We start from the raw sequence: 18,474 nt of genomic DNA on the forward strand, positions 1-18,474 counted from the left end.
TAAGCTTTCGGTATTTCATAAGCTTATATTCCTCATCCAAACTCAGCACTTATGCTAATCTGGCAGTATATTGTGGCAAGATTAGCGTGAGTGCACTTTGTTTACTGTTTACCATTCCAATAAAGTTGATACTTTAAAAATTCTTCTCGTTCACTTAATCAAAAGTGACCCTTTAGCCAATCCTTTCGAAAAAGAGCAGATCTTGGTTCAGAGCCCGGGTATGTCTCAATGGCTTAAGATGGAACTCGCCAAAGAGTTTGGTGTAGCAGCAAATATCGATTTTCCTCTTCCAGCAACCTTCATTTGGGATATGTTTACCCAAGTGCTTCCCGACGTACCGAAACGCAGTGCTTTTAACAAAGAAGCGATGACGTGGAAGCTAATGAGTTTGCTACCTGCGAAGCTTGACCACCCTGATTTCTTACCCTTACAACGCTATCTTGAAAACGACGAAGATGATTCGAAGCTGTATCAATTGGCTGAGAAGATTGCCGATATCTTCGATGGATACTTGGTATATCGTCCTGAGTGGATGGCGATGTGGGAAGCGGGCGAGCCCGTTACAGAATTGATTGATGGTGAAGGGCAGCAAGAACACCCTTGGCAGCCAATTTTGTGGAAGGCACTCTACGAGCAAACCCTGTCTCAAGGCCAATCGAAATATCACCGTGGTAACCTGTACCACGACTTCATTGAAGCGCTAGCCAACCAACAAGGTCAGCTACAACGCTTGCCGAAACGTCTGTTTGTGTTTGGTATATCGTCGCTGCCTCCTCGTTACATGGATGCCTTGAAAGCGCTGGGTGAGCAGATTGATGTTCACCTGATGTTTACCAACCCTTGCCAACATTACTGGGGCGATATTCGTGACCGTAAATACTTGGCTAGAGTGGAAGCGCAACGTCGTAAGCAGTTTGCTCTGATTGATGGCTTGCCTCAGCTAGAAGGCGAAGTCTCACCATTGAAAGACGGTATTGAAGCCAACGTTGAAGACGAACTGCATACTAGCCAAGCGGTAGGCAATAGCTTACTCGCGTCTATGGGTAAGTTAGGTAGAGATAACCTGTTCTTGCTATCTCAATCAGACAGCGAAGAGCATGAGTTCTTTATTGATGTAGAGAGAGATAACCTGCTGCATCAACTGCAAGCCGACATTCTCCAGTTAGAAGAACACCAAGATGATCACATCTTAGACTCCAGCAACCACAAACAAGTGGTTGAGCTGGGTGATCGCTCATTGACGGTACATGCTTGTCACAGCCCAATGCGTGAGGTTGAAGTTCTTCATGATCAGCTGTTAGCAATGTTTGACGCTGACCCGACATTAAAGCCACGCGACATTATCGTGATGGTGGCAGACATCAATGCTTACAGCCCTGCGATTCAGGCGGTATTTGGTAATGCTCCGGGTGAGCGTTATATCCCTTACTCGATCTCGGATCGAACGGCAGACCAAGAGAGCCCGATTCTGACCGCGTTCATGCAGTTGGTCGCGCTACCGAATACGCGTTGTTTAGCGTCTGAGTTGTTAGAGCTACTAGAAATCCCAGCGATGATGGCACGCTTTGGCATTGATGAATTTCAATTCGAGCAAGCTAAGCAGTGGGTTGAAGAAGCAGGCATCCGTTGGGGTGTCGATTCGTCTACCGCAACTGAGTTTGATTTGCCTGCCACCGAGCAAAATACCTGGCTATTTGGTATCCAGCGAATGTTATTGGGTTATGCGATGTCGGATTCTGCGGGTCTGTTTGAAACCGAACACTCTCCAATTGCAGCTTATAACGAAGTTCAGGGCATTAACGCTGAACTTGCAGGTAAGTTAGCGCACTTTATTGACCGTATTGCCCATTACCGTCAACGCCTTACTGAGACGCAATCCATCGATATGTGGCGTGAAACCTTGCTGCAAATGATTGACGATTTCTTTGCCGTTGAGCTAGAAGGCGAGGTGGTGCTTAAGTCGATTCGTGATGCACTTTCTCAACTGAATGAACAGCTTGATGATGCCTTGTACGAACAAGAGCTATCGCCAAGCATCATTTATCAGTACTTAAACAATAAACTGTCGGGCGCGCGTATCAGTCAGCGTTTCTTAGCGGGGCAAGTGAATTTCTGTACTCTGATGCCGATGCGTTCTATCCCGTTCAAAACCGTTTGTCTATTAGGCATGAATGACGGTGTTTACCCTCGCTCAATGCCGCCAGAAGGCTTTGATTTGATGAATGGGCGCACGCGTCCCGGTGACCGTTCTCGTCGAGATGATGACCGCTACCTATTCTTAGAGGCGATGTTGTCGGCGCAAGAGTGCTTGTACATCAGCTATGTCGGCCGCTCGATTCAAGATAATACTGAGCGAGTGCCGTCGGTATTGGTTTCAGAGTTGATTGAGTACTGCCAGCAAAACTACTGCCTAAGTGAAGACCAATCATTACCAAGTGATGATTCAGGCATCAAACTGACTCAAGCGATCAGCTTTGAACACACAATGACGCCGTTCAGCCCTGCAGCCTTTACTCAAGGTGATGCAAGCCATGTATTGAGTTACGCCAAAGAATGGCTTCCTGCGGCTAACCGTTCCGGTGAATGCAGTGGCGAATTCAATCGTGCGTTGGATGACTATTTGCTTGGTTCGACTTATCCGTTAGAACTCGATCTGGTTGAACTGCAGCGTTTCTGGCGCTTGCCGGTACAATACTTCTTTAATCGTCGCCTAAAAGTAGTGTTTGAGCCACCGCTTCCGGTAATGGAAGACGATGAGCCGTTCGTGCTTAATGGCTTAGAAAGCTTCCAGCTTAAGGATGCTCTGCTGCAAGTGTTGCTAGACCATCCAGAAGGGGCTGATGAAGCGGTTCGATTGTTTGTCTCTGAGCAAAAAGCACAGGGCCGATTACCGGTCGGCGCTTTTGGTGATATCGAATTTGAAACCAATCGCGTTCAAGCAGAAGACTTAGCCAAAGAGATTCGATTTGTAAGTGGGCAGCCACAGCAAGATCTTGAGGTAAATATTGAATTTGACGTGCTAGGCGAGGGTAAACCCGTTCGTTTGATGGGTTGGCTTACTCAAAACTATCAATCGGGGCTGGTACGTTTTCGTAGTGGCAAAATTCGTTCGCAAGATTACTTGGCCGCGTGGATCGATCACTTGTGTTGCGCAGTGATGGGGCACGGCAAAACGACTCATATTATTGGTTATGACAGAAAAGAAGGTGTGGTTCACCAAACGCTACAACCTATCGGTGATGCGCAGCAGGCGAAGAGTTTATTGGCTGAGTTAGTGCGACTGTTTTATCAAGGTATGACGGCACCACTGCCGTACTTCCCGAAAACCGCCTTGGCCAGCGTTGAAGCGGGTTTTAGCCGCGGTAAATGGGTCGATGATGAAGAGAAGTCGCTCAAGAAAATGGCCGATACTTTTAATGACAGCTTCGCTTTCACGGGCGAGGGTCGAGATACCTACATCTCGCGTATTTGGCCTAAGTGGGACGATGAGCTGGCGGCTGAGTCGCGTATGTATTCAACGCTTGTGTTACAGGCGGCAAGGTTGGCTGCTGCCGATCTGGAAGATCAGGAGTAAGTGGCTGTGATCGATAAGATCAATTGTGTGTACGCTGAACTAATGAAAGACGAAAGAGAGTCGCTGGTAAGCATTTGGGACGCTTGCTTTCAAGGTGAAGGGAATCAAGATGAAGAGAAGCAAGGTACAGTAAATAAAGTGGCCGCCAGTAAATCATTATTAGTGTAGGGCGTTCGCTGTACGGCCACAGGTCAGAGGGACCATTATTCTGTGGTTCTAAGTAGGCAATGAGTATAAGACTCGAATCGCGCTCCTGAACTCGTGGGCGCATAGTAGCGAGGCGATCCGAATTGATCCGTGAGAGAGATCGCACTAACTATTAACAAATCAGCGTAGGACGTAAATTGAATGACGTTTTCCATGCTAGGTCACATTTGTAACAACATATTTATCAGAAGGCAGTAAGGCATGACGACCACAAGCAGTGTTCAGGTAATTGCTCCACAGACACTCAATACCATGACGTTTCCACTTCATGGCGCGCGTTTAATTGAAGCATCGGCGGGTACAGGTAAAACATTTACCATCGCTGGCTTGTACTTACGCCTACTGCTCGGACACGGCACGGCAGCACCACAAGGCGAGCTCGCGGAAGCCACCCGACACCATGAGCCACTAACCGTAGACCAAATTCTGGTGGTGACTTTTACTGAAGCAGCAACGGCTGAGCTGCGAGATCGTATCCGTGCTCGAATCCATGATGCGCGCATTGCGTTTGCTCGCGGGCAAAGTGACGACCCAGTGATTGCTCCTTTGCTGCAAGAAATCGAAGACCACGCTGGCGCTGCAAAAACACTGCTCAATGCCGAAAGGCAAATGGACGAAGCCGCGGTCTACACCATTCACGGCTTTTGTCAGCGAACGTTGACTCAAAATGCCTTCGAGTCTGGCAGCCGATTTGATAATGAGTTTGTGACAGATGAAAGCCATCTTAAAGCGCAAGTAGTAGCCGACTATTGGCGTAAGCAGTTTTACCCGCTACCTATTCAGCTAGCAGGTGAGGTGCGTAATATCTGGGGTTCACCGGCTGCATTGTTAGCAGACGTCAATCGTTATCTGACGGGTTCTCCATTGAAGCTAACCGTCGACGCGATGTCGGGTGATTTGCAAACTCTACACAATCAGAACCTAGACAAAGTGAAGCAGCTTAAAGCACTGTGGTGTGAGTCTGAAGCGGATTTTTTAGCTTTGATCTCTGGTTCGGATGTGAACAAACGTAGCTACACCAAGAAGTCTCTGCCGACATGGCTAGAGGCGGTGACGGCATGGGCGCAAAGCGACACCCATGATTATCAATACCCAGATAAATTAGAGAAGTTTTCACAAGCCACGTTAATCGAGAAAACACCGAAAGGCACCGCACCGCAGCACGCCGTTTTCGAAGCGATTGAAGATTTCTTAAATAACCCTGCCGACTTGAAAGCTCCGTTATTGGCGCATGCGATTACCCATTGTCGAACTATGCTAGCCAAGGCTAAACAGCAGAAGCAGTGGTTGTCGTTTGATGACTTACTGACTCAGTTATCCGCGTCGATCGATGTCGATGAGCAATCCTTGCTGGTGGAAAGAATTCGCACCTTATACCCGGTAGCGATGATCGATGAATTCCAAGATACCGATCCACTGCAATACAGTATTTTTAGCCGAATCTATCTCGATAATCCGCAGTGCGGTTTGTTTATGATCGGTGACCCGAAGCAGGCGATTTATGGCTTCCGTGGCGCAGATATCTTTACCTATATCAAAGCGAGAAACCAAGTTAGTGCTCACTACACTTTAGGCACCAACTGGCGTTCAAGTGCGGATATGGTCAGTGCAGTAAACCAAGTGTTTATGAATTCAGACAGTCCGTTTATCTATGATCAAGACATTCCATTTTTGCCTGTTGCAGCCAGTCCATCGGCTGATAAGCGCCAATGGGTGATGAACGGAGAAACTCAGCACGCACTCACCTTTTGGCTACAAGAGGCTGAAGACAAGCCGTTACCAAAGGGCGAATATCACAAAGCCATGGCCGAGGCGACAGCGAGTCAAATTCAAACCATTCTGACCGCTTCTCAAAATCAACAAGCCTATTTTGATAACGGCAAAAAACAACATGCCGTGAATGCGGGTGATATTGCTGTCTTGGTTCGAACCGGCAGTGAAGGTCGTCTGATCAAGAACGCGCTGTCTGAGCAAGGCATTGCAAGTGTGTATTTGTCTAACCGAGACAGTGTATTCACCAGCTTGGTTGCGCAAGATATTCAACGCTTGCTGCAAGCGGTGCTGACACCTGAAAATGACCGTGCATTGCGCGCGAGTCTAGCCTCCGAGTTATTTGCTCTGGATGCGGCTTCATTGGATGAGCTTAATAACGATGAAGTGGTGTGGGAGAACGTCGTTAACGAATTTCGAGAATATCGTAAGTTGTGGCTACAGCGCGGCGTACTACCAATGCTGCGTAGCGTTATTAGTAAACGCCATCTCGCGGAACGCTTACTGGAAGAAGAAAATGGTGAGCGCTCACTCACTGATTTAATGCACATTGGCGAATTGTTGCAACAAGCAAGACAAGAACTCGACAGTGACTATGGCTTGTTGCGTTGGCTAGCAGAAGCGATTTCCGATGCTCAAAATGGTTTAGGCGGGAGTGAAGATGACATTCAGCGTCTTGAATCGGAGAGAAACTTGGTTCAAATCGTTACCATTCACAAGTCGAAAGGTTTGGAATATGACTTAGTATTCCTGCCATTTGTTGCGAGTTATCGAGAAGCGAGCGAGGGCAAATTCTACGACCATGATTCAGACACCACGGTGTTGGATATTACAGGTAGTGATAGTGCCTTAGCTCAAGCCGATAAAGAGCGACTCGCGGAAGACTTGCGTTTGATTTATGTAGCGCTGACTCGTGCGGTTTATGGCTGTTTCATTGGCATGGCACCACTGCGTAAAGGGCGTTCAACCAAAGAGCCGACCGGCGTGCATTTGAGTGCGATGGGCTATTTGGTTCAAAACGGTCAAGAGCAAGGTATTGCCGAATTGCATCAGGCTCTTGCAGCCATTGAGGGCAAGAACTCAAGTGTGCTGCTAGCCGAAACTCCAACCGCGCACGAGCAAGTGTTTGTACAGACAGAGCAAGTGAGCGAAGACTTACATGCGAACGAGCTAAAGGCTTCAATCGACAGGGCTTGGCGTATCACCAGTTACTCGGGGCTTTTAAAGCAAGGCAGTCACGGTGCGAGTCATGACGCCACGATTGAGGTATCTGGCTTTGATATTGACTCGGCTGATGAGCAGGATGAATCTGAGTTGATTGAACCTGAACGATCTATCTTTACGTTCCCACGTGGTGCTCGCCCAGGTACTTTCTTGCACACCTTGTTTGAGGAGGTTGAATTTACCGAGCCAGCAACCAGTGAACATAACACGCAAGTAATCACTCACTTATTAGAATCAGAGCAATATGAATTAGAGTGGCTACCTGTGCTTCAGCAACTGGTCGATACAGTGCTGAACACCGCATTAGACGGCAAGAACTTAAAGCTAAGCGAGAAAGACTCGACGCAACGTTTAGTTGAGATGGAATTCTTACTGCCGATCGAAGTGTTGGCGGCGTCTGAATTGAATCAAACCATTCAATATCATGATCCGTTATCGGCAAAAGCGGGCGACCTAGGTTTCCAAACCGTGCAAGGTATGTTGAAAGGCTTCATCGATTTGGTGTTCGAGCATCAAGGTAAATACTATGTTCTTGACTGGAAATCGAATCATTTAGGAGATGATGTTGCTGTCTACCATGGCGAAGCATTGAAATCGGCGATGGCTGACCACCGTTATGATCTGCAATATCAGATCTATGCGTTGGCATTGCATCGCTTTTTACGCAGCCGCGTTGCGGATTACAGTTATGAACAACATTTTGGTGGGGTTTATTACTTGTTCTTAAGAGGAATGGACGGTCAATCTCAACAAGGTATTTTCTCGGCGAAACCAACACTGGCTTTGCTCGATGAAATGGATCAATTGATTGACGGTAAAGTGATAGACAGACGTTCAGCACAATTGAATGACAATGAAACTGGACAGATGGGGCTTTTATAATGACAACAACGACCACTAATACCGGCATAGATACTGCGAACACAGCAAAGCCAGTTTCACTTATTCCTGAGCAACTGATGGATGTACTCCAGTTTCTTGCGGATAAGGGTTCTATTCGTCAGTTGGATTATCAATTTGCCCGTTTTCTTGCTCAGCAAGCCACGAGCTACCCTCAAGAGATCGGCTTTCTCGCGGGGGTAGTGAGCCATGAATTAGGCAAAGGACACATTTGTACTCAGCTTATACAGCAGCATACGACAGGCCCTGAACTAGCGGCAGATCTTGCTCAGTTACTTGGGTTATACGGTGAAACTGCACTGCAATTGAACCAAAAACTGTTGGGTATTGATTGGGTGGCTGTGCTTCAATCATCAAACTTAGTGGGAACGACCAACGATTGTGTTAAGCCTCTAATGTTCGATGGGCAGCGTGTCTATTTACAGCGTTATTGGAACTACGAAGTTGTGTTGGCTGAGACCTTAAACCGTTTAAGTAAGCCGGTAGAGTTCAATACTGAGCAGAAAAAAGCGCTGACTGAAACGCTCAATCTGCTTTTTGCACGTAGCTATCATTTTCTGTTTAACGCCTTAGCCAAGGCTGAAGCAAGCCAACAAACGTCTCAGGTATTACGCCAACAATTGGTGTGTGACCATCTTGATATTGTGAATGAGCAGGCTTTAGATTGGGGATCAATCGACCAAGCGATTGTACAAGCTAAGCAGGTGACGGACTTAGATGTGTTGGACGACTTGGTGCCGTTATCGGCATGTTTGAACTGGCAAAAAGTCGCGGCAGCGGTGGCGCTGAGTCGTCGTTTTGCGGTGATTTCTGGTGGGCCGGGTACTGGTAAAACAACCACGGTAACCAAATTACTGTCGGCGATGGTCGAGCAATCTCTCAGCCAAGGTAAAACACCAACGATTAAGCTAGTGGCACCAACGGGTAAAGCGGCGGCGCGTTTAACCGAGTCGATCGGTAAAGCAATTGAACAGCTGCCATTAGCGCCTGAAGTGAAAGCCAACATACCGACCGAATCGAGCACCTTACACAGATTACTCGGCGCGATTCCTAACCGTGCTGAGTTTAGGCATAACCGACGCAATCCACTCCACCTTGATATCTTGGTAGTGGATGAAGCTTCAATGGTTGATCTGTCGATGATGTATAAGCTGGTGGATGCACTTCCTGAGCACGCAAGGCTCATCTTATTGGGTGATAAAGACCAACTCGCTTCAGTAGAGGCAGGTGCTGTGCTCGGTGATATCTGTTCATTCAACTCTGCAGGGTACAGCACAGCGCAAGGCAATTTGATTGCAGAGATGACAGGTTTTGATGCGATAGCTAAACCAAGACAAGACAAAGCTGGAGCGGTGAATCCGCCTGCGATTGCGGATAGCTTGTGTATGCTGCAGAAGAGTTATCGTTTCGATGCGCGCTCCGGTATCGGTCAGCTGGCAAAAGCAATCAATAATGGTTCTGCGAATCAAGTAGACCAAATGTTTGCCAAAGGTTTTGGCGATATCGAAAACCACCCTCTGTCGAGTGACAGCTATAACCTGATGCTGCGTACTTTGGTTAACGAGTATGGTGCGTACCTCAATAGAATGAATGTGCCGTTGGAAGAGTTAGAAACTCAAGAAGCGAGAGCGAAATCGGTACTCGATTTGTTCAGCCAATGCCGACTGTTGTGTTCCATTCGTGAAGGGGATTTTGGTGTTAAAGGCCTCAACCACAGAATTGAAAGAGCACTGGCCGCAAGGCGTTTGGTGAGCCCTCATAATGATGAGCTGTGGTATCACGGACGTCCTGTTATGGTGACGCGAAATGATCATGGCTTGGGTTTGTACAATGGTGATATTGGTATCTGTATGCTTGAGGCGGGTTCTAGTCAACCTGACTTAACCCCTCGTTTGAAGGTCTATTTTGAGTTGCCCGATGGCAGCGTAAAAGCTGTGCTACCAAGCCGAGTGCCCGATCATGAAACGGCTTATGCAATGACAATACACAAATCTCAGGGTAGTGAATTTGATCTGACCTTAATGATCTTGCCGCCAGATTTCAGCCCTATTTTAACGCGGGAGCTTATCTATACAGGTATTACACGTGCGAAGAAACGACTGATGATGTTCAGCGATACAAATGTGTTGAAGCGTGGGATTAAGGTGAAAACAGAGCGAGTGAGTGGTTTAGGCAGTCGCTTAACGAATTAGTCGTTATGGACGGCTAGAGAAGGTTTTGAACTTAGGGCTAGACAAACACAAAGCAACCATCCTTGGTTGCTTTGAGCGTTATTAGGAATCAGAGCCTAAAAACGCTCGAGTAAACGATATGTGGTTTATCTTGTACTTTGCTTGGCAATTCAAAATAAACTCTTTTAGATTCTCGCTAACAGGGAACACGCAGTGTACGTCTAGCCCTTCTAAGAATTGGTTATCAGCCATATCCCAAAAACTTTGCAGCGAGTTACAAACAATGGTTCTCATATCAATGTTGCTCTTTTTGCTGTTTATATTAACGAGCAGAGCTAATGTTAGCGTGCTGGCCGTCAACGGGTATAGCAATCCGTGCAGTGACCACCTCAATGAGTTCGACATGACTATCGAGATGGCAATTCCAATAAAAACATTTGTTAAGATTATTAAAGCGTCTAAATTCTATACAATTATACGTGTGAGTGAAAGTGCATAGTTAATAAATCTCATATAGAAAACGATTACATTTGCAATTATTTTTCCTTTGAAGTGAGATTTTAGTCCAAAACTTTATTTACACATTTAACGCTAAGATTTTTGAGTTACGTTGATAGTTGTACAGCCCCTGTTTTTCCATCGGTAGCTCATCAACTCCGATCTCGTAAAACCCTTGTTCACGGAACCAATGCAGGCTATGTGTGGTTAAAACGAAAATTTGGTCGATATCACGAGACTTCGATTGATGACGCATGTAGTCCAGTAATATTTGCCCACGGTTTCCATCGCGATAGTCAGGGTGAATCGCCACACACGCCATCTCTGCCATGTGATCTTCCGGATACGCATATAGTGCAGCGCAACCAATAATCAGTCCGTCTTTTTCGATAATCGTAAAGCGGTGAATCTCTTGTTCCAATTGTTCTCTTGAGCGACGAACGAGAATGCCTTGTTCTTCCAAAGGACGAATAAGGTCAAATATGCCACCAATATCGTCAATCTGAGCTTGTCTTACTTGCTCGGCACTAGCCATGACCACTTGGGTTCCAATACCGTCAAAAGAGAACAACTCTTGGATTAATGCGCCATCTACCTTGTAGCTGATTAGATGACAACGAGGCACACCAGCTCGACAAGCGGAGATCGCTCCTTTCAAGAAGCGCAGTGTTCCTGTGCTCATGTCTTCGGCAGGATTTTGAGATTCCGTTAATCGTTCTAGAATTTGCTTGGCATCTTTAGGGAAGAGTTCGGCGAGTACAGTGCCGCTTTCATCTGTTACCCCTTGTTCGGAGCAGAAACCAATCAGTTTGTCGGCTTTTAAACGAATCGCAACTTGGGTGGCGACCTCTTCAGAAAGCAGATTAAAGCTTTCGCCTGTCACGGAACTAGCAATAGGGCCAAGCAGTACAATTGAACCTTGGTCAAGAGTGCGATTGATCCCTTCGATATCGATTCGACGAATACGCCCGCTATGGCAATAATCCGTACCGTCATCCACGCCAAGCGGTTGAGCCGTAATGAAGTTACCACTCATCACATTGAGTTGAGTGCCTGCCATCGGTGTGTTGTTTAAGCTCATTGAGAGGCGTGCGGTGATGGCAAGTTGAAGCTGTCCAGCAGCCTGCATAGCGACGCCCAAAGAATATTCATCAGTGACCCTAATATTCTTGTGATAAGGCGTATGGCAATCTTGCTTGGCGAGCAATTGGTTGATCTGCGGTCTTGCCCCGTGAACGAGAACAATCTTTACTCCAAGGCTGTGGAGCAAGGCTATATCACTAATAATGTTACCAAAGTTCCTGTCGGCAACGGCTTCGCCTCCCAGCATAATGACCATGGTTTTGCCACGGTGAGCATTTACGTAAGGGGTTGATTGTCTGAAACCTTTTACTAGCGCTGTACTTCTTAATTTCACAGAACAAGTCCATTTTGTTTATTTATTCGATAATTTAGCATTTAAATTCAAATGTAAACAACACCTTTTTGGAATAAAGCGCAAACTATTCTTATCTAGGCTTCAATATATAAACTGTCTCAGTGTAGAATGCGCATAGCATCCTTATGAGTAGTCACCGAATGCAACAAGCTCCAGCAACAAAGAACAAAATCGATGAGATAACCAAAGGTCTCTACAGCGAAGCTGATCAGCGCAATCAATCTAAGTTGAAGCGTAAGATCATTGAACGCTGTTTAATGGTTCTAGCCTTAGTGGGTTCGTTTGCGGTGGTTTCTTTGTTCGGCGATGTGCTTTCCCGAGTGCAAAATGCGGCGACGCCCGACAATCTGATATACGGCACTTGGATAGAGCAAGATGTTGCACATTATGCGACCGATGAGTTTGTTCTGAATGCTAATGGTGTGTCAGTTCGTGGGTCTGTTGTTTCGACGAGCTTTGACTTTGATGGAAACTACTTTGAATACAAGGCGGGTGATAAAACCTATCGTTTCCGCATGACCAATTCTGACAATACAGAAATGGTGCTCGATTCTGACAGTCACTACAATCCCATCTTCCGCCTTAAGGGCCATATCGATAACTCCGTCCGATAGGTTATCTTCTTGTAAACTCTTACAATCTAAGATTGTGTTATCTGACTGTTTTTGTCATCCTCGATGCATAGAATTTTTAGGATGACTCTTGTGATTAAAAAATGGCTTCCCCTTGTCGCTGCCTCTTTGTTATTTGGCTGTGCTCAACCCACTGATCTTGCTCAGCAACACCTTGATGACGAATTTCCTCGCACCTTGAATAAGGTCGATCAGGTTGAATCCAATAAACCAAGAGACTACACCGCATTTGCAGAACAAGCTGAGATGGTGGTTTCTAAATCCCCTTCGATGGCTAAAATCTATGAGCCGCTTTATCAACAACTCAATGAGTGGGCGATGCTGAGTGGAGATCCAAGCGAGCTAGCGAATTTTGGCGTTCAAACCGCTCAACTAGGTGGTGGTGATAAACAAGGCAATGTTTTGTTCACGGGCTACTTTTCTCCTGTGATGGAGCTGCACCACGAAGCGAATGAAGAATACCGTTACCCTGTTTACGGGCTTCCTGAGTGTGGCAAAGAGTGTCCAACACGCGAAGAGATTTACAACGGCGCATTAGAAGGTCAAGGCCTTGAGTTAGGTTATTCAGCAAACCGCATCGACCCATTTATGATGGAAGTGCAGGGCAGTGGATTTGTGCACTTCGGTGATGATGACACGCTGCAGTATTTCGCCTACGCGGGTAAGAATAATAAAGCTTATGTGAGCATTGGCCGTGTTCTGATTGAACGAGGCTTAGTTCCACGCGAAAAAATGTCGCTAAAAGCAATCAAAGAGTGGGTATTGGCAAACGATCCTGAAGTAGTGAAAGAGCTGCTTGAGCAAAACCCTTCTTTCGTTTTCTTTGAAGCGAGAGACGACCTATCGGTAATGGGCAGCGCGGGCATTCCTCTATTACCGATGGCGGCGGTTGCGGGCGATCGCTCTATCTTGCCTATGGGGACGCCGATTCTTGCTGAGGTTCCACTACTGAATGCTGATGGTACTTGGAGCGGTGCTCACCAACTAAGACTGTTACTGGTTTTAGATACGGGCGGCGCGGTTAAGCAAAACCATTTGGACCTTTACCACGGTATGGGCCCACGAGCGGGTACCGAAGCGGGTCATTACAAGCATTTTGGTCGTGTGTGGAAGCTCGGCTTAGATGGCAGCGCAACCGAAGCGCCTTGGGCTTTGCCTCCTGAAAAGGTTGAGTAAGCGACAATAAAATAGGGCATTGAAAGCGAATCGCTAATCCCCTAGACTTTTTATTCAAGAGTGCGTATAAAACGCACTCTTTTCTTTTTCTCAGAAATAAATTGGCGGCAACAATGCGTGAATTGACCACTCCAGCTTCAGAAAACTATGACCAACGATTTGGTGGCACCCGTCGCCTATATGGCAATAGTGAAGTCGACATACTTAGAGCAGCACACGTGTGTGTGATCGGTATTGGTGGTGTCGGTTCATGGGCGGTTGAAGCGCTTGCTCGTACTGGTTTAGGTGAGCTGACTTTGATCGATATGGATGATGTGTGTGTGACCAACATCAACCGTCAGATCCACGCAATGTCGGGTACCGTTGGTAAAAGCAAAATTGAAGTGATGGCAGAGCGCGTTAAGCTGATTAACCCTGAGTGTAAAGTTAACCTGATTGACGACTTCATCGGCCCAGACAATCAGGCTGAATACCTGTCGAAAGAGTTCGACTTTGTATTAGATGCGATTGACAGCATGAAAGCTAAGGCTTCACTGTTGGCATATTGTCGTAGCAACAAAATTAAGGTGATCACCACTGGTGGTGCGGGTGGTCAAATCGATCCGACTCAAATCAAAGTGGCTGATCTGACGAAGACGATTCAAGATCCGCTCGCGAAGAAGCTAAAAGATACCCTTCGTCGTCATCATAATTTCCCTAAGAATCCAGCACGTAAGTTTGGTATCGATTGTGTGTTCTCAACTGAACAGCTGAAATACCCTCAAGCTGACGGCAGTGTCTGTGCTGCGAAAGCGACAGCAGAAGGTCCAAAACGTATGGATTGTGCGACGGGTTTTGGTGCGGCAACAGTTGTAACGGCGACGTTTGGTTTTGTAGCTGTTTCGCGTATCGTTGAAAAGCTGATTCAAAAGCACGCTAAGTAACGTCTTTTACTCAATTAACAATCGACTGGATATTAAAATGACCACATTCCCAAGCTCTCCATTCGGCACTGAAATTACCAGTGATGATATCGTCGCGAAGATGCAGACATTCAGCGGCTGGGAAGACCGTTATCGCCAAGTGATTCAATGGGGTAAGAAACTGCCAACGATGCCTGATGAACTGAAAAGTGAGCAGGTGATTGTCTCTGGCTGTGAAAGCCAAGTGTGGTTGGTTTCTCAAAATATCGACGGTGTTTGGCACTTTTGTGCTGATTCTGATGCTCGTATTGTGCGCGGTCTGATTGCATTAGTGATGGCTGCGTATGATGGAAAAACATCAGAGCAGGTTCAAGCGTTCGATATTGATGGTTACTTTGAACAAATCGGTCTAATTACCCACCTTAGCCCATCTCGCGGTAATGGATTAAAAGCGATTGTTGCTCAAATCCAAGAGCTAAGTGCTTAATATCTCCTTGATACACAGAAGCAAAAAGGGTTGACGTTAAACGCCAACCCTAAGTAATTTCGCTACTCCCTAAAGCATATCAACGGCTTTTTCTATCGCCGCTACGAGCTTTTCAACATCATCCATGTTGTTGTAAATACCAAATGAAATTCGAACCGTTCCTTTCACATTAAGTGCATCCATTAATGGGTGAGCACAATGATGTCCTGCACGTACTGCGATACCTTGCTGATCCAGTAGAGTCGCTATATCTTGATGGTGAACACCATCCATAACAAAAGTAATCACACTTGCGTTAGGTTGATACCCTAAAATCTGAATGTCATCCAGTTTACTGAGAGCAAGATAAGTCTCGTGTTGTAGTTGGTGGATATGATTTTCGACATCTTGTTGTACAAAACCACTTAACCATTCTATTGCGGTGCTTAGTGCTATGGCTCCTGCCACATTTGGCGTGCCCGCTTCGAATTTGCCAGGCAGTTCTGAAAAAGTAGTGCCAGAGAAAGAGACGCGCTCGACCATTTTGCCACCACCATGCCAAGGTGGCATCGCTTCTAACAATTCAAGCTTGCCGTAAAGCACACCGATGCCCGCAGGGGCATAGAGCTTGTGTCCAGAGAATACGTAGAAATCCGCACCTAAAGCTGCAACATCAATAGGCTCATGGACGATGCCTTGCGCGCCATCGACCACAACAATCGCATTCATCTTGTGTGCTTTTTCTATGACAGCTTCAATTGGCTGACGAGAACCCGTTACGTTGGTTACCTGAGCTAATGCAACAATCTTGGTTCGTTCATTTAAAAGCGTATCAAACGCGACTAGGTCAAATTCGCAATCCGGTGTCATCGGTACTTTAACGACTTTAGCCCCGGTTTGTTCTGCCACAATTTGCCAAGGAACTATGTTAGCGTGATGCTCCATTTCACTCACTAAGATCTCATCGCCAGGCTGAAGAATACTTCTTGCGTAAGTTTGAGCAATTAAATTGAGCGCTTCGGTTGCACCGCGAGTCCAGATGATCTCTTTTGAAGAGCTTGCACCGATAAACTGAGCGACCTTATCTCTGGCAGCTTCAAACTGACTGGTCGCGTTCGCTGTTAAGCTATGGCTACCACGGTGAACATTGGCATTTTGTTTGGAGTAATATTGGCTAATGGCATCAATAACTACCTGAGGTTTTTGTGTCGTTGCCGCGCTGTCTAAGTAAATCAATGGTTGTTGATTGATGGTTTGTGATAGCGCAGGAAACTGCTCTCGGATGTGATTGATATCAAGCATCTATTCTTACCTAAAATCTTGGAAATTGGTGCCAGCGTTATGCTTAGCGGTATTGTTATTTTATCGCGACTTGTTGACCGTTGCTGACTAATCTTGATGATTCCAGCTATTTTCTTGCTCTTTGACCTGATTGAACAGCTTTTGGTTAACAGGAACTTCTATCTGATGTTTAAGCGCTGTTTTTATTAGGTGTCCAGTGATGAAGTCGATCTCTGTCTTGCGTTGGTAAAACATATCCTGCTTCATGGATGAGTTGTTCTGCGCCGTGGCTTGGATGACCTGCTTGACACTTGCTTCTAATCCGTCGAATGAACAAGCGATCTCTTCGGCCTGCATAACTTGTGTGAGCTCTTCAACGATAGAACTTAAAATACCCTCAAACCTTTGGTCTGCAAGTTCACCATTCTTGATTTGTTCCAACCCAGTAAGTGGATTGATAGCACAATTGATGGCGAGTTTAGCCCAAAGCGCGGTTTCTATTTGTGGGTTCCAACTCACAGTGGGGAGAGCATCATCCAATACATCAACCAAAAACGTGCACTGTTGACCCGTTTGGTTAAAAGCACCCAACTGGGTTTGTCCTATTCCTGTATGAGATACACTATTACGATCAGGTTTGAATGCTGCTTGGGTCGTGGTTGCCAATACTATCGGGTGAGCATTAATTTGAGTGGCAATGTTGTCGACCGCGCCCATTCCGTTATGCATGAACATGAGAATGGTGTCAGAGTCGAGATATTGAAGTAACGGAGTGGTGGCTTCTTCTACTTGCCAAGCCTTGACTGTGAAGATAACCAGATCACTCGCGGCTAATCGTTCGATATTGTTGTTACTGATAGGGAGAGAGGGTTGTCCATCAAGTGATAGCTCAATGGAGTGGTCGGAAGAACGGCTCCACAAAGAGACATTATGACCAGCTTGAAGCAGTTTTATTGCCCATAAAGAGCCGATAGCACCAGGCCCAACAATCGTGATATTCACAGCAATACCGAGATAAGAAAATGATGCTGCAAGGATAACGAGGCCATAAATGAAAGCAATAAAAAATGGCACCGAGGGTGCCATTTAGGAAATTTTGTCAGAGGTTCGATTAGAACTTGTACGTCGCTGCAAAGTAGTGAGCTGCGCCAGACGTAGAGAAGCGACCATTTTCAGGAGCTGCATTATCGAAATAAGCTCCGTCTTGTAGGCCATAAACATTGCTGTAAAGTTTTAGACCATAACCTACTGCGTAGTTCTTGTAGTGCCAGTAAATACCATTGTACATTGCACCGCCGTGACCTGATAGGTTATCAGCAGTATCGTCCATACCGAATTCGTAATCTAGGTAGCCTTGGTATGAGATGAAAGAACCGTTTTCAAAGTTAATAAATGGTTTAAACCAGTTAGTCGAGATCTGGTAACCATTCCACTCATGCGATGTTAGTTCGTGGCGTGCATATAGGTTGAATTGCATTTTGCCAAACCAAGGCACCATGATGTCAGAACCGATACCCCATTTAGTAGTATAGCCATTATCACCACCATCAATGATGTTTTCGCTGGCAATGTAGAGCTCTTGTAGCGGACCAAAAGATAAATCAACACCTGTCGCTGCATCCAGTGACATACGTGGGTTAAACTTCATAAACAGACGGTCAGCACCATCTTTAGCGCTCGTTGAGTTATTTGTTGGGTTAAATAGATCAACGTAGCCATAAAGATCGAAAATTCCAGAACGACCGCCAAATTCCATTTCTAGGTAAGTGTGGTCGATATCTCCTGGCTTTTCATCAAGCACATGCATGATATTAAACTGCATCCATGAATAGTCGTTACTACGAACACCCTCTGAATAATCAGCTGCGATTGCAGGAGCTGAAGTTGCAGCAAGTAGACCAAGAGTTAAAAGTGATTTACGCATAATGGAACTCTCTATGTTTAAAATAAGTGACCCGAAAACTGGTAAGTATTTACGTCGTCCGAATGCAGAGCATAATAGCGATTTTGTTCTCAAATAAAAGTGAGACAGAGTGAAAATTGCAATTATTAAGGTGAGATCGATCACACTAATGATCTAAATGATGGAACTTTACGGTGGCAATGCATCCTGATGCACCTCTAATTCTATTGATTTTGTGAAATTGGATTATTTTGTAGATAAATTGGTGAATAACCGCTCTAAGCAAACGATTATACTAAATAGAGTGATATGCATATCAAAATCAACAGTAT

General features: G+C 45.9%; 13 protein-coding genes. 8 read left to right on the top strand and 5 right to left on the bottom strand.

The window, feature by feature from the left end; translation table 11 throughout:
- Positions 1-97: 97 nt before the first annotated feature.
- The 4 genes from recC (at position 98) to recD (ending at position 9,867) form a co-directional block, all read left to right on the top strand.
- Positions 98-3,574: an exodeoxyribonuclease V subunit gamma gene (recC, locus tag F0229_RS07535; RefSeq protein ID WP_171732562.1), complete on the top strand. Its 3,477-nt coding sequence runs from the start codon at positions 98-100 to the stop codon at positions 3,572-3,574.
- 6 nt (positions 3,575-3,580) lie between these two features.
- Positions 3,581-3,742: a hypothetical protein gene (locus tag F0229_RS07540; RefSeq protein ID WP_171732527.1), complete on the top strand. Its 162-nt coding sequence runs from the start codon at positions 3,581-3,583 to the stop codon at positions 3,740-3,742.
- A gap of 240 nt (positions 3,743-3,982) precedes the next feature.
- Positions 3,983-7,657, top strand: a complete 3,675-nt coding sequence (gene recB / locus F0229_RS07545) for an exodeoxyribonuclease V subunit beta (protein WP_171732563.1) — start codon at positions 3,983-3,985, stop codon at positions 7,655-7,657.
- Entirely contained in the window at positions 7,657-9,867 is a 2,211-nt protein-coding gene (gene recD, locus F0229_RS07550; RefSeq protein WP_171732564.1) for an exodeoxyribonuclease V subunit alpha, read from the top strand. Before recB ends, recD begins: the two co-directional genes overlap by 1 nt.
- Before the next feature lie 81 nt (positions 9,868-9,948).
- On the opposite strand, the gene F0229_RS07555 is transcribed toward recD, so the two are convergent.
- Both F0229_RS07555 and argA read right to left on the bottom strand, forming a co-directional pair.
- A complete protein-coding gene (locus F0229_RS07555; RefSeq protein ID WP_046224581.1) occupies positions 9,949-10,140 on the bottom strand; it encodes a hypothetical protein in 192 nt (63 codons plus the stop codon).
- Positions 10,141-10,423: 283 nt separating this feature from the next.
- Positions 10,424-11,761, bottom strand: coding sequence for an amino-acid N-acetyltransferase (argA, locus tag F0229_RS07560; RefSeq protein ID WP_171732565.1), 1,338 nt, complete (start codon positions 11,759-11,761; stop codon positions 10,424-10,426).
- A gap of 161 nt (positions 11,762-11,922) precedes the next feature.
- Between argA and F0229_RS07565 the strand changes: the two genes are divergently transcribed.
- The 4 genes from F0229_RS07565 to csdE all read left to right on the top strand — a co-directional run bounded on the left by F0229_RS07565 (position 11,923) and on the right by csdE (position 14,979).
- Positions 11,923-12,396, top strand: coding sequence for a DUF2850 domain-containing protein (locus F0229_RS07565; RefSeq protein WP_017064193.1), 474 nt, complete (start codon positions 11,923-11,925; stop codon positions 12,394-12,396).
- An 81-nt stretch (positions 12,397-12,477) separates the two neighbouring features.
- Positions 12,478-13,590 (top strand): murein transglycosylase A, encoded by a 1,113-nt coding sequence (gene mltA, locus F0229_RS07570; protein WP_171732566.1) that lies wholly within the window; start codon positions 12,478-12,480, stop codon positions 13,588-13,590.
- A gap of 113 nt (positions 13,591-13,703) precedes the next feature.
- Positions 13,704-14,513, top strand: coding sequence for a tRNA cyclic N6-threonylcarbamoyladenosine(37) synthase TcdA (gene tcdA / locus F0229_RS07575; RefSeq protein WP_017059899.1), 810 nt, complete (start codon positions 13,704-13,706; stop codon positions 14,511-14,513).
- 37 nt (positions 14,514-14,550) lie between these two features.
- Entirely contained in the window at positions 14,551-14,979 is a 429-nt protein-coding gene (gene csdE, locus F0229_RS07580) for a cysteine desulfurase sulfur acceptor subunit CsdE (RefSeq protein ID WP_017059900.1), read from the top strand.
- Positions 14,980-15,048: 69 nt separating this feature from the next.
- Here the strand turns inward: csdE and csdA are convergent, their stop codons facing one another.
- From csdA to F0229_RS07595, 3 genes are all read right to left on the bottom strand, one after another.
- A complete protein-coding gene (gene csdA, locus F0229_RS07585) occupies positions 15,049-16,260 on the bottom strand; it encodes a cysteine desulfurase CsdA (protein WP_171732567.1) in 1,212 nt (403 codons plus the stop codon).
- An 87-nt stretch (positions 16,261-16,347) separates the two neighbouring features.
- Positions 16,348-17,241 carry a 2-dehydropantoate 2-reductase gene (panE, locus tag F0229_RS07590; RefSeq protein WP_171732574.1) on the bottom strand — a complete coding sequence of 298 codons (894 nt, stop codon included), beginning with the start codon at positions 17,239-17,241 and terminating at the stop codon, positions 16,348-16,350.
- 109 nt (positions 17,242-17,350) lie between these two features.
- Positions 17,351-18,163: an outer membrane protein OmpK gene (locus F0229_RS07595; RefSeq protein ID WP_136982357.1), complete on the bottom strand. Its 813-nt coding sequence runs from the start codon at positions 18,161-18,163 to the stop codon at positions 17,351-17,353.
- Positions 18,164-18,474 lie beyond the last annotated feature (311 nt).

It is taken from the genome of Vibrio sp. AIC-3, from assembly GCF_013114515.1.
GTDB classification, from domain to species: domain Bacteria; phylum Pseudomonadota; class Gammaproteobacteria; order Enterobacterales; family Vibrionaceae; genus Vibrio; species Vibrio crassostreae_C.

Bases quoted from the DNA above. Each gene is read 5' to 3' on its own strand.
- F0229_RS07595 (WP_136982357.1), bottom strand. From the start codon at position 18,163: ATGCGTAAATCACTTTTAACTCTTGGTCTACTTGCTGCAACTTCAGCT.
- F0229_RS07565 (WP_017064193.1), top strand. From the start codon at position 11,923: ATGCAACAAGCTCCAGCAACAAAGAACAAAATCGATGAGATAACCAAA.
- csdA (WP_171732567.1), bottom strand. From the start codon at position 16,260: ATGCTTGATATCAATCACATCCGAGAGCAGTTTCCTGCGCTATCACAA.
- recB (WP_171732563.1), top strand. From the start codon at position 3,983: ATGACGACCACAAGCAGTGTTCAGGTAATTGCTCCACAGACACTCAAT.
- csdE (WP_017059900.1), top strand. From the start codon at position 14,551: ATGACCACATTCCCAAGCTCTCCATTCGGCACTGAAATTACCAGTGAT.
- recD (WP_171732564.1), top strand. From the start codon at position 7,657: ATGACAACAACGACCACTAATACCGGCATAGATACTGCGAACACAGCA.
- F0229_RS07555 (WP_046224581.1), bottom strand. From the start codon at position 10,140: ATGAGAACCATTGTTTGTAACTCGCTGCAAAGTTTTTGGGATATGGCT.
- mltA (WP_171732566.1), top strand. From the start codon at position 12,478: ATGACTCTTGTGATTAAAAAATGGCTTCCCCTTGTCGCTGCCTCTTTG.
- tcdA (WP_017059899.1), top strand. From the start codon at position 13,704: ATGCGTGAATTGACCACTCCAGCTTCAGAAAACTATGACCAACGATTT.